Annotated in this window: 14 protein-coding genes; 3 read left to right on the top strand and 11 right to left on the bottom strand. The window is 35.5% G+C overall.

The window, feature by feature from the left end; all coding sequences use genetic code 11:
- Positions 1-52: 52 nt before the first annotated feature.
- Positions 53-1,384 (bottom strand): D-serine ammonia-lyase, encoded by a 1,332-nt coding sequence (locus ACQKNI_RS07325; RefSeq protein ID WP_088231184.1) that lies wholly within the window; start codon positions 1,382-1,384, stop codon positions 53-55.
- A gap of 148 nt (positions 1,385-1,532) precedes the next feature.
- Here ACQKNI_RS07325 and ACQKNI_RS07320 point away from each other — a divergent pair, with 148 nt between their 5' ends.
- Positions 1,533-2,078, top strand: a complete 546-nt coding sequence (locus ACQKNI_RS07320) for a helix-turn-helix domain-containing protein (RefSeq protein ID WP_088231183.1) — start codon at positions 1,533-1,535, stop codon at positions 2,076-2,078.
- A gap of 45 nt (positions 2,079-2,123) precedes the next feature.
- Here the strand turns inward: ACQKNI_RS07320 and ACQKNI_RS07315 are convergent, their stop codons facing one another.
- The 5 genes from ACQKNI_RS07315 to ACQKNI_RS07295 all read right to left on the bottom strand — a co-directional run bounded on the left by ACQKNI_RS07315 (position 2,124) and on the right by ACQKNI_RS07295 (position 5,168).
- Positions 2,124-2,804 (bottom strand): prolipoprotein diacylglyceryl transferase family protein, encoded by a 681-nt coding sequence (locus ACQKNI_RS07315; RefSeq protein WP_088231182.1) that lies wholly within the window; start codon positions 2,802-2,804, stop codon positions 2,124-2,126.
- A gap of 17 nt (positions 2,805-2,821) precedes the next feature.
- Positions 2,822-3,376: a TlpA family protein disulfide reductase gene (locus ACQKNI_RS07310; RefSeq protein ID WP_088231181.1), complete on the bottom strand. Its 555-nt coding sequence runs from the start codon at positions 3,374-3,376 to the stop codon at positions 2,822-2,824.
- Positions 3,377-3,431: 55 nt separating this feature from the next.
- Entirely contained in the window at positions 3,432-4,244 is an 813-nt protein-coding gene (locus ACQKNI_RS07305; RefSeq protein WP_088231180.1) for a M56 family metallopeptidase, read from the bottom strand.
- A 1-nt stretch (position 4,245) separates the two neighbouring features.
- Positions 4,246-4,662: a BlaI/MecI/CopY family transcriptional regulator gene (locus ACQKNI_RS07300; RefSeq protein ID WP_088231179.1), complete on the bottom strand. Its 417-nt coding sequence runs from the start codon at positions 4,660-4,662 to the stop codon at positions 4,246-4,248.
- 107 nt (positions 4,663-4,769) lie between these two features.
- Entirely contained in the window at positions 4,770-5,168 is a 399-nt protein-coding gene (locus ACQKNI_RS07295) for a DUF3942 family protein (RefSeq protein ID WP_088231178.1), read from the bottom strand.
- Between the two features lie 382 nt (positions 5,169-5,550).
- Here ACQKNI_RS07295 and ACQKNI_RS07290 point away from each other — a divergent pair, with 382 nt between their 5' ends.
- Together ACQKNI_RS07290 and zwf are read left to right on the top strand one after the other, a co-directional pair.
- Positions 5,551-6,249 carry a peptidase E gene (locus tag ACQKNI_RS07290; RefSeq protein WP_088231177.1) on the top strand — a complete coding sequence of 233 codons (699 nt, stop codon included), beginning with the start codon at positions 5,551-5,553 and terminating at the stop codon, positions 6,247-6,249.
- 346 nt (positions 6,250-6,595) lie between these two features.
- On the top strand, positions 6,596-8,071 hold the full coding sequence (gene zwf, locus ACQKNI_RS07285; protein ID WP_218012275.1) for a glucose-6-phosphate dehydrogenase: 1,476 nt from the start codon (positions 6,596-6,598) through the stop codon (positions 8,069-8,071).
- A 155-nt stretch (positions 8,072-8,226) separates the two neighbouring features.
- On the opposite strand, the gene gndA is transcribed toward zwf, so the two are convergent.
- The 5 genes from gndA to ACQKNI_RS07260 all read right to left on the bottom strand — a co-directional run bounded on the left by gndA (position 8,227) and on the right by ACQKNI_RS07260 (position 15,659).
- Positions 8,227-9,636, bottom strand: a complete 1,410-nt coding sequence (gndA, locus tag ACQKNI_RS07280) for an NADP-dependent phosphogluconate dehydrogenase (protein ID WP_088231175.1) — start codon at positions 9,634-9,636, stop codon at positions 8,227-8,229.
- A gap of 337 nt (positions 9,637-9,973) precedes the next feature.
- Positions 9,974-11,320, bottom strand: coding sequence for a gluconate permease GntP (gene gntP, locus ACQKNI_RS07275; protein WP_088231174.1), 1,347 nt, complete (start codon positions 11,318-11,320; stop codon positions 9,974-9,976).
- Between the two features lie 256 nt (positions 11,321-11,576).
- Positions 11,577-13,112, bottom strand: a complete 1,536-nt coding sequence (gntK, locus tag ACQKNI_RS07270) for a gluconokinase (protein WP_098252664.1) — start codon at positions 13,110-13,112, stop codon at positions 11,577-11,579.
- Positions 13,105-13,836 carry a GntR family transcriptional regulator gene (locus ACQKNI_RS07265; protein WP_088231172.1) on the bottom strand — a complete coding sequence of 244 codons (732 nt, stop codon included), beginning with the start codon at positions 13,834-13,836 and terminating at the stop codon, positions 13,105-13,107. The genes gntK and ACQKNI_RS07265 overlap by 8 nt, the downstream gene beginning before the upstream one ends.
- A 413-nt stretch (positions 13,837-14,249) precedes the next feature.
- Entirely contained in the window at positions 14,250-15,659 is a 1,410-nt protein-coding gene (locus ACQKNI_RS07260; RefSeq protein ID WP_088231171.1) for an MATE family efflux transporter, read from the bottom strand.
- Between the last annotated feature and the right edge of the window lie 29 nt (positions 15,660-15,688).

The raw sequence follows: 15,688 nt of genomic DNA, 5'->3' as shown, positions 1-15,688 counted from the left end.
CAAAGATTTTTATGTACATGAAAAAATGAGGCTACAATTAGCCTCATTTTTCTTATATTGTTAATTCCAAACCTTTCTTATAATATCCACTCATTACATCTTTTGGAACCATACTTCCACCAGTCCCCCACACAATATGAGTACCTGTCTTCATCTTCTCTGTTAACTGTTGCTTTTGTAAATACTCATCTTCTTTACATACTTTTACTGGCCCAACCATACCTGCTAACGCAGAAGGTTCTAAATAAATATTTTCCGTATCAGCTAGTTCTTTTAACAATCTATATAACTCTTCATCACTTACTGTGTAATTTCCACTTAGAAATGGTTCCATCGTTTTACCAACAAATCCAGATGGTCTTCCTACCGCAAGTCCGTCTGCATCTGTTACATTATCAATCCCAATATCTTGAACAGCAATTTTATCATGAAGTCCTGTCATTAATCCGAGTAGCATACATGGTGAATGTGTCGGCTCTGCAAAGAAGCAATGTACGTTGTCTTTAAACAAGAGCTTTAAGCCAAATGCTACTCCGCCAGGTCCGCCCCCTACTCCGCAAGGAAGGTAAACGAATAAAGGATGCTTTTCATCTACTACAATCTTTAACTCTTCTAATTGTTTTTGTAGACGCGATGCTGCGACTGCGTATCCTAAAAATAAATCATGTGAGTTTTCATCATCTACAAAATAACAGCTAGGATCAGCATCTGCTTGCCTTCTTCCTTCCTCTACTGCTTTACTATAATCAGCCTCATATTCAATAACGTTTACACCTTTACTTCTTAATAAATCTTTTTTCCATTGTTTCGCGTCTGCTGACATATGAACAGTTACATTAAAACCTAGTTTCGCACTCATAATCCCGATGCTTAGTCCTAAGTTTCCTGTCGAACCTACTGCAATAGAATATGTTGCAAAAAACTCTCTACATGTATCACTATCTAAAATGGAGTAATCATCTTCCTCTGTTAACATTCCATGCTGCAGAGCTAATTGTTCAGCATGTTTCAATACTTCATAAATGCCGCCTCTAGCTTTAATTGATCCTGATATCGGAAGATGACTATCACATTTTAATAATAATTCTCCTAATATAGACTGCCCGTATTTTTTCTCTAAAGATTGTTTCATAGCAGGTATGTTCACTAAAGGTGATTCAATAATGCCGTTCGTTTCTTTCGTTTCAGGAAAAACTTTCGCAATATATGGTGCGAAACGCTCTAATCTCTCTTCCGCGTCTTTTACATCTTCTTCATTAAGTGGTGAATCTTTTATTGCCGTTTCATACTTTTCTATATTCGGATTTACCCAAAATACTTCTTCTGTTGCAATAAGTTTGTTAACTAATGGATATTCTGCTTTTAATTCCCCTATTTCCTTCATTCCGTTTCCTCCTCATATCCTTGTAGCTCACTATACAATAAATTATAATTAAATTAATTTTAATATAGTTTAACATAAAATGAAGTTTTAGTTAATTTTAATTTAATTTACTTAAATATAATTTAATAATTATGAAGGAGAATGTTTTATGGAAAATATAGATATTGGTAAAAAGATTGAAAAACAAAGAAAAGAAAAAGGTTTAACTAGTAAAGAACTAGCAAGAATGGCTGAGATTACACCATCTATGTTAAGCCAAATTGAACGTGGTTCTGCTAACCCTTCCATTCAAACGTTAAAAGTACTCGCAAAAGCACTTGATGTTCCAACGTTTAGTTTTTTACTTGAAGAAACAAATACAGATGATTTAATCGTACGTTCTCATAAACGTAAGAAAATGATTATCGATAATTTATCATATGAAATGCTTTCACCTGATTTCACAGGAAACTTAGCAACCGCAATTATGACTATTCCACCGAATACTGCCTCATCAGAAAATGTTCTAGAACATAAAGGAGAAGAATTAGCCTTCGTGTTGGATGGCACCATTACATTACATTTAAATGAAGAAGAATACATATTAGAAACTGGTGACAGTGTAAAAATACCTGCTTATTTAAAGCATAAATGGGTAAATCAATTTGAGAAAAATACGATTGTCTTATTTTCTGTTACTCCGCCGATTTTTTAATATATGTAATAAAAATAGCCACGCACGGACACCTTCCGTACATGGCTATTTTTTTGGTATCAACAAAATCCCGAAACTAATAACAACAAAACTCATTATTTGCTGTATGGATAGACCAAATAGAACCGCATTTTGTTCACTAATGAACGACATCATAATATGCGCAATTCCCTCAAAAATCAAAAAAACACTTATATTTTTTCCATTTCCTAACCTTTCATTTTTGACCCATAACAAGCCCATTATACAAAGGGCGAGGATGATCTCGTATATGAAAATAGGCTGATACAAAAACTTAGATTCATATATTTTCATTCCCCACGGTAGTGTCGTTTGTACACCTACTTCTCGATGGAATAGAAAATAAAAGATAATACCCATACAAAATCCAAAAGGCAATGCATCGAATAAAACACGAAGCGAAAATTGATCCTTTTTACTTTTCCAAATAATATATATACTCGCAATTACGCATCCAACTATAATATGTTGCATACTTCCTACAGCTAATATTGCTTGCAATGGTGATCCAAAAGCCCATACTGGATTTAAAATTGCCGGTGCAAATTTCCATACAAATACGATGATAAGGAAAGCATTTGTTACTGCATCCATCATTTTTTCATATGATACAGTTTGGTGTATCATCTTTTGTTTCATAAACATAAATCCAATTAGACTTCCAATTATAAGAGATATGGGTTGTAACCTTACGATCCACTCCATCACTACGTAATCCCCTCTTACTTCTCAATTAATTTCTTAAATTTCTCTTCTAATTGATCTGGAGGTAATACACCTCGTACATGGTCTACTATAATACCATCTTTATCAACAAAAAATGTCGTTGGTAAAGAAAATACTTTATAGTCTAATCCAGCTACTCCATCCATATCTAATAAAACAGGAAACTCAAATCCATGGCGATCGGCAAATGCGCTTGCTTCTTGTACTGGGTCACTTACAGTTGCATTTACTGCAAAGATTTCAATATCCTTTTTATATTTGTCATAAAAATGAACTAAGTCCGGCGCTTCCATTTCACACGGCCCACACCATGACGCCCAGAAATTAATAACATATGGTTTTCCCTTTGCATCGTTTAACGAATACAGCTTTCCGTCTAGTCCCTTTAATGTTATATTTGGCGCTTTGAAGCCTACTTGTGGTAATATTTCTTTCTCTTGTAATTCTGCTTGTTTCGCTTTTCTTTCCTTCTCTTCTTTCTTTGAATTATAAAAGTTGACTCCCGCCCAAACGAGCGCTCCTACTAGTATAATAGCAATTAACTTCTTCACTTTTCTTCCCCCTAATCACACTACACGAAGTAGTGTTAATTCTTAAAAAAAGAGGCTATATGCACTCTCCGACAATAAGTACAATCGACATACAGAATAAACATACTGTTACATATACCGAATTCGTATGTAACGGTATATTAAGCTTAACAACTTTTTCATTTAACACTTGCTCAATTCGCAAATTGATTGCTGTTTTTGCAAATGAAGCTGTAACACATTGATTTTCCACTTTCTTTATTTTCATTAATTTTAATAATGCACTACCTAACTCGAATGAAGATTTCATTTTTTGCATCGCATATTTATCTGCAGCTAACTCTTGGTACGCCTCATATCGCTGTAGTAGTCCTTTTAATATCGGAATATATATCATTCCCTCTGCTAACAACGTAAAGCAAAATAATTTTAGCGGATCCCGATTGATTTGATGATATTCTTCATGGAATACAATCGCATCAATTTCTTCCTCTGAAAACATTTGAAGTATCCCTTCCGACAGAACAACTTTCGGACGAAGTATTCCAATTGTAAATGCTGCTACTTTCGTAGTCGGCAATATATATATTTGTTTTCCTTTTCTAATGAAAGGAAAAAGTACTTTTTGAAATTTTTTACTATAGAAAAATTGCCCCCAAAGTCTTTTGCACACGATCAGTACAGTAAGTAATAACAATCCAGCTATTATAATACGAATGAGCGATAATTCTTTCATATGCTTTTCTAACTGAAACAAGCAAAATTTCGAAAGAAAGAACGCCTTATTTTGAAAAAGAAATGGATATGTAACGTAATAGACTAACATGCTGAAAAAGAGAGTACTTACAATTACTGCTAACAATACGATTTTACGCATTTGCCATTTCATTTTATCGATCCTCTTTTTTTAATTGATTCAATTTGTCTTCTAATTTTTTGATTAAAGTCGGATCAGCCTGCTCTAACTCATCTAGCATATGAGTTACAACTAAATCTCCAAATTCCCCCATTAATTCCTGTGTCATTTTCTTCGTTTGATTGGATAAGAATTCTTCTTTTGTTTGTACTGCACGATATATGCCACTTCTTTTCACAGTCTGTTTTTCTAAGTGGAATTTCTCTACTAACCTGTTCATAACTGTCATAACAGTATTAAAGTTCACAGGTGATTCTTCACTCAATTTCTGCTGCACTTCTTTAATAGTAATATCCTCAGTAGACCAAACAATCTCCATAATTTTCGCTTCAAGCGGCCCAAAGAAGTGATTTAACCCTTGCTCATTTAACTTATAGTTTTGAGTAAACATAGCATGGCTCCTTCCACACTACAGATTGTAGTATAAATTAAATGAAAGGTCAAACTCGAATCATATAAACGAATATCCACTCATTATAACTCTGCACTCCATTCTATTCATTGTAAACCTAACTTTTCTCCAAACGTCTCAAAGAGATAATACTCTAATATTTGTACACTAAACGGCTCATTACGTCCAAGTGCAAATAACTCCTTATCTTTCGCTACGATAGTATCTAACGGAATTACTACATTATCCACTATTTTTGTAATTTCAATTATATTACTTTCTACGTTTACTTCTGTTTTAAATTCAATATTTTCTAATACTATATGTGAGCGTCTTCCAGATGCAAAAAAGGTAAAGTTAGGATTTTTAAAAATGCCAATTTCACTCTCTAACGGATATAAATATCGAAAAATGATATCTCTGTGTCCATCTTTTATTATTTTTTCATCTTTTTCATCATCTAAATATTCTTTTACCTTCGCTGCAAACTCAAATCGAAAATCCACTCTTTCACGCTCCCTCACTTTATTTCATATTAAATAAATATATTTAAATAATTTTACCATATTGTAATACAAGTTCCCATTAAAAGTAAAAAACATTTTGTAAAATCATTACTATTTCCTCTTAGTTATATATATACACTCTACATTTAATGATTCTTCGTAATATTTAGCTAGATGATTTCCATATTTTACAACGATACGTATCTCATATTATTTATCAACCAATTGTTTCTAATTCCTCAATATGTAAAAAATAGCGTTCTCTTACTATTTCTATATAATTTCTCTCCACTCCTTCCACATCATCATTCATTTATGGAAGGAATGTAACTCTCTTCTATCGAATTTTTATATAACAAAAATGATTAGGTGGTGCTTTACTATGAAATTAGCTGTCATTGGTGGCGGTGATTTACAAGATTCCAATCACTCGCCTATTAATGAACGACTTATAGAATTAACGGATAAACCGTACCCAAAAGTATTATTTATTCCTACAGCTAGCCATGATGATGAAAGCTATATAAAATTATTTTTAGACACCTTTGAAAAACAATTACATTGTGACGTACAAATTTTACGTACTATAACTGATACACCTTCTAAATATGAAATAGACGAAATGATTCATTCAGCTGATCTCATTTACCTCGGTGGCGGGAATTATATTCACATGCTTACACAGTGGAAAGAATATGAATTAAATGAAAAGTTACTATCGGCTTTGCGACGCGGAACACTTATTGCGGGATATAGCGCTGGTGCTATGTGTTGGTTCACATCTAGTATCCGATCGGATTACGAGGGTTCTGGCTATATCGAGAGTAACGGATGGGGTATCGTGAACAAACGATTTTGCCCGCATTATAACCAACTAAACAGAATGAACGCCTTTCATTCCTTTTTACAAAATCACCAAGGTAATATAGAAGGGATTGCATTAGAGGATAATTGTGCTTTATATATTACAGAAGAATCCTTTGAGATTATCGGTGAACCTGAAAAAGCGTGGGAGTTTTATATGAGTGATAAAAAACTCATTAGACAACATTTTGATATAACTTTAAAAAGCTATTTATAAAGTCTTGCCTTGGTCAATAGATTTACCATCTAGTTGCAGTGTTCCGAAAAAAATGAAGTAAAAAAATAAATAAAAACAAAATAAAAAAACAACTCCAAAATCAACTTTTATTGTATATTTTGGAGTTGTTTACGTTTACAATTACATGGTATAGATGATTTCGTGCTTTTTCTTTTGATTTTCTATAGCCTTCGCCTTAATAAAAGATTTATTTCCACGTTCCTACGCATACTTAAAAGTAGAAGATTTCTTTCAAATTGTGTTAAACTTTTGTGAGATACTATTCAATATACATTAATAAAGGTGAGGGTACCCAGTGAATAATAACAACAATACATATTGCACTATGGTTATATTTGGAGCAACAGGAGATTTAGCGAAGAGAAAATTATTCCCTTCTATATATAGCCTATATAAAAAAGGGCAGCTCTCTAAAAATTTTGCTGTTGTTGGTGTAGCGAGACGTGAATGGAGCGACGATATATTTCGTGCAAATGTATTAACCTCTATTCAAGAGTCAGAAATTGAACCGGGGAATGATTTAGATGAATTTTTAACTCATTTCCGTTACTTAGCGTTTGATGTAACGAATACTGCTTCATACCAAGATTTGAATGCATTAATTACTAACCTTGAAGAACAATTCAATATTCCAGGAAACAGAATGTTTTATATGGCGATGGCTCCTGAATTCTTTGGAACAATTGCTTCTTACTTGAAATCAGAGGGCGTGACAAACTCAAGTGGCTGGAATCGATTGATTATCGAAAAACCTTTTGGACATGACTTGCCATCCGCACAAAAATTAAATGAAGAACTTCGTCACGCATTTGCGGAAAATGAAATTTATCGCATTGACCATTATCTAGGAAAAGAAATGGTTCAAAACATTGGCGTTATTCGTTTTGCAAACGCAATATTTGAATCATTGTGGAATAATAGATACATCTCTAATATTCAAATTACATCCAGTGAATCTTTAGGTGTAGAGGATCGCGGAGGGTACTATGACAATTCAGGTGCCTTAAGAGATATGATACAAAACCATATGTTACAAATGGTTGCTTTACTGGCAATGGAACCGCCAATTCGTTTAACAACTGAAGAAATCCGAAGCGAAAAAATTAAAGCATTACGTGCACTTCGACCAATAGCAGTAGAAGAAGTGGATCAATATTTTGTACGAAGTCAGTATGGTCCTGGAACAATCAAAGGAAAAGAAGTTCCTGGGTACAGAAGCGAAAATAAAGTGGATCCAAACTCAAGAACAGAAACATTTGTGGCGGGTAAATTATTAATAGACAATTTCCGCTGGGCTGGTGTGCCGATCTACATTCGTACAGGTAAACGCATGCAAGAGAAATCAACAAAAATCGTTATTCAGTTTAAAGAATTGCCAATGAATTTATATTCTAAATCAGAAAACAGCGTTCATCCAAATCTGCTTATTATTCATATTCAGCCGGATGAAGGAATTTCTCTTGTTTTAAATGGTAAGAAAATCGGTACTTCTGAAAAGACGAAACCATTTAAACTTGATTACTGCAATGACTGCGTAGACGGAGTAAATACACCAGAAGCTTATGAGAAACTGATATATGATGCAATTCAAGGCGATGCAACAAACTTTACTCACTGGGATGAAGTAGCGTTATCATGGAAATTTGTTGATGTTATTTCTAAAGCATGGAAACAGGATGTATCAACCGATTTACTTACTTATGAATCAGGATCAATGGGACCTCAAGCTTCAGATGATTTGCTTGCAGAAAACGGCTTCCATTGGTGGCCAATTTCAGATGATAGTGACTACTCAATCTAATCATAGCAAAGTCTTTTTATGGTCGCAGCTCCATTAAAACTAATGGGTACAGATGCAGCACCAGCGCGCAAGCTATTTTTTCAATAAAATGAAACTGCCCATTAATGCAGGATAAAAAAATGGACCAAGATTTCAATCTTGGTCCATTTTTTATTTTATATCCATTTCGTATGGAATGTACCTTCTTTATCTACTCGTTTATACGTATGCGCTCCAAAATAATCGCGCTGCGCCTGTAACAAGTTTGCAGGTAATGTTGCAGTACGATAGCTGTCATAATAAGAAATCGCTGCTGAAAATGCAGGTACCGGAATACCTTGTTGTACAGCCAATGAGATAATTTGACGTAATCCGCCTTGGTATGACTCTACAATTTCTTTAAAGTATGGGTCAAGTAAAAGGTTCGGTAAGTCAGTGTTCTTCTCATAAGCTTCTTTAATGTTCTGTAAAAAGGCTGCACGAATAATACATCCGCCTCTCCACAGCATAGAAATGCTGCCAAAATCAAGGTTCCAGTCATATTCCTCAGAAGCTGCCTTTAATTGCGTGAATCCTTGCGCGTAAGAACAAATTTTACTCATATATAAACCTTGGCGCACTGCTTCAATTAATTCTGCTTTTTCAATTCCAAGCGCTGGTTTATCTTTAGGGCCAGATAATAATTTGCTTGCATGCACACGCTCTTCTTTTAAAGCAGAAATACAACGTGCGAATACAGATTCTGTGATAATCGGAAGAGAAATACCTAGATCAAGTGCACTTTGGCTTGTCCATTTCCCTGTGCCCTTTTGTCCCGCAGTATCAAGAATAACATCCACTAATGGCTTTCCAGTTTCTTCATCTTTCTTCGTGAAAATGTCTGCTGTAATCTCGATTAGATAACTGTTCAGTTCGCCCTTATTCCACTCAGCAAATATTTCATGAAACTCTTCTGCAGTCAAATCAAGTGTTTGTTTCAAGAAGAAATATGCTTCACAAATTAATTGCATATCTCCATATTCAATACCGTTGTGAACCATCTTTACATAGTGGCCCGCTCCATTAGGTCCGATGTAAGAACAGCAAGGCTCGTCATTCACTTTTGCAGAGATATTTTCAAGCATATCCTTCACTTTTTCATATGCATCCTTCTGTCCGCCCGGCATAATAGACGGTCCCTTCAATGCACCCTCTTCTCCACCTGACACACCTGCTCCAATGAAATTGATTCCTTCTTCGGCAAGACGTTTGTTTCGGCGAATTGTATCGACAAAGTATGTATTACCGCCGTCAATTAAAATATCACCTTTATCAAGATAAGGAAGCAGAGAATCAATCGCCTTATCTGTAATTTCCCCTGCGTTAACCATTAACAAAATTTTTCTAGGTGATTCAAGTGAGTTAACAAACTCTTCAACCATATGAGTACCAACCATGTTTTTACCACGGTTTTCCTCAATAATTTCATTTACTTTTTCCTTTGAAATATCATATAGGGCAACAGAATACCCTTTACTTTCAAAGTTAAGTGCGAGGCTTTTTCCCATAACGCCCACACCAACTACTCCAATTTGTTGCTTTAGCATATTTCATCGTTCCTTTCTATACATGTTACTCTGTCTATATTACAGTATATATACCTAAAGTAACAATTTAATCAAATAATCCGTCTTATTCATTTCATTTTTCTCCGCCAAGATGCGTACAAAATGTCATAGGAACACGGCACATCGATCGCCATCAAGTTAAAAAATAAAGAGAAACTTCCATCCTTATCAATTAGAGTGTACTTAATTGGGATACTTTTTCCTAAGGGAAAAGTATCCCATATGAATTGTCCCAAAAGTTTGATTGGAAAAAATTTCAGATGTAGCGGGTTATTTTTCGAATCGTTTCCGTACCCCTTTTACTGTCTAGAAAGGTCTATACAAATAAGCTTAGTAATAAAGTAAATCCTAATCCGGCTACGGAAATGATAGTCTCAAGCAAGGTCCATGTTGCAAATGTTTCTTTCATGCTTAAACCAAAGTACTCTTTGAACATCCAGAAACCCGCATCGTTCACGTGTGAAGCAATTAAACTACCAGCTCCTGTTGCAAGGACAACTAAAGCAAGGTTAACGTCAGAGTGACCTAACATCGGAATCACTAAACCGACAGTTGTTAATGAAGCAACCGTAGCAGACCCTAATGAAATACGTAAGATGGCAGCTATAATCCATGCGAGCAAGATCGGTGATAATGAAGTTCCTTGGAATAGTTCGGCTACATAGTTACCAACGCCGCCATCAATTAATACTTGTTTGAAGGCTCCGCCTCCGCCAATAATTAAGAGCATCATCCCAATATTTGAGATCGCTGTTGTACAAGATTCCATCACGTTTTTGATTGGAATATTTCTTGCCAATCCCATTGTATAGATCGCAACTAATAAGGATATCAACATGGCAGTATCCGCATTCCCAATAAACTGGATCGCTGCTAGTAAACCATTATCTTTAAATCCTATTGTTTTTTGCAGCAAAGTAATAATTGTAGCGATTGCCATTAAAATAACAGGCAGTAAAGCGGTAAAAACACTAATCCCAAAGCCAGGAGTTTCTTCAAGTTTAAATACTCTCTGCTCACCTAAAGATTTGATATTACCAGTTTTTGTGAATGCTTCAGGTACTAGTTTTTTTGCAATTTTAGTAAATACAGGTCCAGCTAAAATGACCGTTGGAACCGCTATCATAAAACCATAAAGTAATACTTCGCCGATGTTTGCATGCAATTCACCAGCGATAGCAGTTGGTCCTGGGTGTGGCGGTAAAAATCCGTGTGTTACAGATAAAGCTGCTGCCATCGGAATACCGAGATATAAGATAGAAACTTTCAATTCTCTTGAAATAGCAAATACAATCGGAATTAATAATACTAATCCTACTTCAAAAAATAATGCAATACCGATAATAAATGAGGCAGTCACAACAGCCCATTGAATGTTTTTTTCACCGAATTTTTTTACAAGGGTCATAGCAATGCGTTGTGCGCCCCCAGCATCTGAAAGCAACTTACCTAACATCGCACCCAGTCCAAAAACGAGTGCTAAATGACCAAGTGTTCCGCCTAATCCTGTTTCAATGGTTTTAACAATTTTTTCTGGCGGCATTCCAAGTACTAAAGCAACGCCGAATGATACAATGATTAATGAAATAAAGGTATTTAATTTAAAGCGCATTATCAGTAAAAGTAATGCTAAAATCCCAATTGCTACAATGACTAATGGCATCGTAACTCCCCCTTAATATTAGCTGTATTTGTGTTTATCCCGCTATTTGCGGGCAGTAAGACCCCCACCTTAAGATTTAGAGAAGCGAGGGGGGGTCAACTGCCTATAAAAGCCCGATTAGTGAAGGCTAACCATCATTTCGGATGAAAAGCCGCTCCAATGATGGAAGTTTCACTTTATCCCCTATTTTTTTGTAGTAACCTCCAACCTCAAAATTTAAAGAGAGACGAGGAGTGGAGGATCACTGATGAAAGTTTTACTTTATTAAATTTCTTTGATAATTAGCAATTCGTGTATAATCGTCTTCTAATACTCTTGATAGGTTGATAAATATCGGTAGTAATTGTCTATATTCTTGTGTTGCTTCTTCTTTCGGTGTGTGTTTGTAGGTGCTGCCAACCATTTCGGAAACGATTTCAAAAGAATCAATTTTCCCTGTAGCATAGAGACCTAATATACATGCACCTAGACAGGAGCTTTCGTAGCTTTTTGGAACAACGACTTCAGATGAGAAAATATCGGACATCATTTGTCGCCAAACGTCAGACCTTGCGAAGCCTCCTGTTGCTTGAATACGGGTCACAGGACCATCCATGCATTCGATTAACGCTAAAAATACGGTGTATAAATTATAAATAACGCCTTCTAAGGCTGCACGGATCATATGTTCTTTCTTATGTGACATAGTTAAACCGAAGAATGAGCCACGTACATCTGGATTCCATAATGGCGCACGTTCGCCTGCGAGGTATGGATGGAATAATAATCCGTCTGCGCCAGGTCTCACTCGTTCAGCAATTTTGGTTAATACATCGTATGGATCAATTCCAAGTCTTTTCGCAGTTTCTACTTCTGATGAAGCAAGTTCATCGCGAATCCAGCGAAGGACCATCCCTCCATTGTTTACCGGTCCACCAATTACCCAATGTTTTTCCGTTAAGGCATAACAGAATATTCTTCCTTTTTCATCTGTTTGCGGCTTGTCAATGATAGTTCGAATGGCACCACTTGTCCCGATTGTGACTGCAATCTCGCCTTTTCTAATTGCATTCACACCTAGATTAGAAAGCACTCCATCACTGGCACCAATGACAAACGGTGTTTGTGAATCGATACCAATCTTTTTAGCTAAATCCGGATTACAGTTGCTAAATATTTTGGTAGTTGGTACGAGCTCAGATAATTGAGCAGGGGTTACACCAGCAATTTTTAAAGCTTCTTCATCCCAATCTAGTGTTTGTAGATTCATCATCCCCATGCATGAAGCGAGGGAATGATCCACGACATATTGATCAAATAATCTTTTAAAGATATATTCTTTTATTCCAATATACTTTTTCGTTTTGACTGCGATTTCAGGATGGTCATTCACAATCCAAGTAATTTTACTTAATGGTGACATGGGGTGAATGGGTGTTCCTGTTCGTCTATAAACTTCATGGCCATTCAGTTCATCTTTAATTTTATGTGCCCATGCCTCACTGCGATTATCTGCCCAGGTGATACAAGGTGTCAGGGGCTGGTCATTTTCATCCATGGCAATGACACTGTGCATGGCGCTACTAAATGAAATAAACGATGGTTTTTTATCTGAATGATGCCTTGTTATATTTGAAATCGCTTGTAAAACAGCTTGAAAAATCTCTTCTGGATCTTGTTCCGCTGTCGATATATCCGGTGTGTGAAGTGGGTAACCAATATTCTCTGTTTGGGCGACTTCACCTTTTTCAGTAAATAATACTGCTTTGGTACTTGTTGTACCGATATCTATACCTAACATATAGCTACTCATGTTCTTGCTCTACTCCTTTAGATAACATTTGTTGTGACATCCAGAGGTCTTCAACTTTCCCTTGAACATCATCAAAGTTTTGATGTAAGGCCTCAATCATGAGGGCTCGATCTTTTGATTCAATCGCTTTTATATAAAGCTCATGATTTTTTATAATCCGTTCAAAGTCTTCGTATTTTTCCTTGAAACGGGTACGCATTGATAATAGGATTAAGCTTTCCATAACAGGTTTTAAATTATTCCACATCATCAGGATATGGGAATGATGAATAGTGCGAATAATCGTTTCATGGAATAAGATATCTTGATAAGAAAACTCATCAGCATCATGATATTTAATGGCGATTTTCATCATTTCTATAATTTTATTCAGTTCCTTTATTAACTCATTCGTTTCCATTTTTACAAGCCGTTCAAAGATAAACGTTTCTATGAGTAAACGAACATCGTATATTTCTTCAATTTCTTTTTCGGTTAAACCAATGACAACTGCGCCCATTCTTTCTAAGCGAATGATATTTTCTGAGGCCAGTACTTTTAATGCTTCACGAACGGGTGACCGACTTACAGAAAAGTCGGCAGCTAATTTATTTTCCGATAGAATGGTACCGTTTTCAATTTTACCTGCAATAATACGCATTCTAAGTTCGCTCGCAACACGATCACCAGTAGAAGCTTTTGAAAGCCATTTTTCAGGATAAATAAATTCCATTGATTCCATCATAACGTCACCTTCTCATGTTAATCAAGTATACTTGTATACAAGTATTATAACTCGTATTTTTAATTATGCAAGCGCTTTATTTTTTGCGTTGATTTTTTAGGGGTACCGCCACATCACAATCAAGCTAAGACAAGCGAATACCCCAAAACGAGAAGATTGGCATCTCCAAATAAAAATGTACAATTTTTATTTTTGGGGCGTTATAGAATTCTTAAGTTGATGGCGCTAGGGTGGAACTCCTTAAATAGAAACGAAACATTTTTGAAGCAAGTTACTGTTGGCGAAAATAGTAACAACCTAAATCTTCTAATCTAATATGTATAAGAAAAGAGGATATATGCTCATATATTGAACATACTATCCTCTTCTTAGTTTAGTCGATTTAAATAATAACCTAGGGACTTCTTCACTATTTAACTAACTAATCGTGTAATTCGTTTCTTCTGCCATGAAAGCTTATAATATGCATACTGTAATATTAAACTGACAATAAATGCTGCCGGGTACCCAATCCATATTCCTTCTATTCCGAGGCTTGTATGGTAAGAAAGGTAATACGCTACAGGTACTTCAACAAGCCAAATTGATACAACACCGATGACAGTTGGCCATAGCACTGTACCACTTGCTCGCATTGTCGCACTAATAATTTGCGCATGCCCGAAAATTAAATAGCTCCATAATGTAATCATAACTAAACTATGAGCAATCTCAATTGTAGTTTGACTCGTCAAAAATAACGATAGAATGTCTCTTGAGAACAAGTAAATAAGAGATATTAATACACCACCGATGACATAATTCATGATAATTCCGGCCTTTACAACTTTCTGCAATCGATCAAATTGATTCGCACCAATTGATTGCGCCGCAAAAATGGAGACAGTAATACCAAGACTAACGGCTGGCATCTGTACATAACTTGCAACTTGATTCACAACACCATAAGCAGCTGTTGCATCCGAACCGTAACGATTTACAAACGCGATTACCGCAATTTCAGATAATGAAACTAATATCATATTAATACTAGCTGGAATACCGAGTCTTAATAATAACTTTAATAACTCCCAATCCATTCGAAGATATTTTCTCACCGTACTATCTAGTTGTAGTGGATGATCTTTCTTCTTTAAATACATTAACATGACAATAAATGTAATAACTGTAGATATTACTGAAGCATATGCAGCTCCATAAACATCTAATTTCGGGGCTCCTAACCATCCAAAAATAAGAATCGGTAATAAAATCATATTTAGCGCTGTACTTACGATTAAAAAATAAAATGGCGTTTTAGAATCTCCTGTACCTCTCATAAATGTTGTGTATGCAAAATATAAAAATAATACTGGCATAGATATAAATAAAATGCGTGCATAATGTACACTTATTTCAATAATATTTTCCGGTGTTCCCATAATGCGCATAATATCCATCGCAAAAATACTACCTATTATCGCCAGCACAACTCCGATAATAAAAGTAAACGTAAGTGTCGTACCAACGATAGCTTTTAAGCGTTCTTCATTTTTAGCACCAAAAGCCTGACCAATTAAAATAGAACTACCTGAGCCGATTCCAATGACGAATGAAACAAGTAGGAAAAATAACGGAAAGAAAGCCGATATAGCCGCTAAGTCCTTTACACCAAGCCATCTTCCCACTACTACCATACCGAATAATTGTCCAACTGATTGTAATACATTACTTAGTAGTAACGGCACTAAAAACATGGACATTGATTTCCATATCGGTTTACTCTCACTTTCTAACTTATGTGACTCCGCACCTTCTTTATTATTCTCTGCAGGTGGTTTCAAATTTCATTTCTCCTTTTATTCAAAATCTA

The sequence above is a fragment of the Bacillus sp. NPDC094064 genome (assembly GCF_050279585.1).
Taxonomy (GTDB): Bacteria; Bacillota; Bacilli; order Bacillales; family Bacillaceae_G; genus Bacillus_A.
The sequence above is the reverse complement of the archived record's forward strand: the minus strand, read 5'-3'. Positions and strand labels throughout refer to the sequence as shown.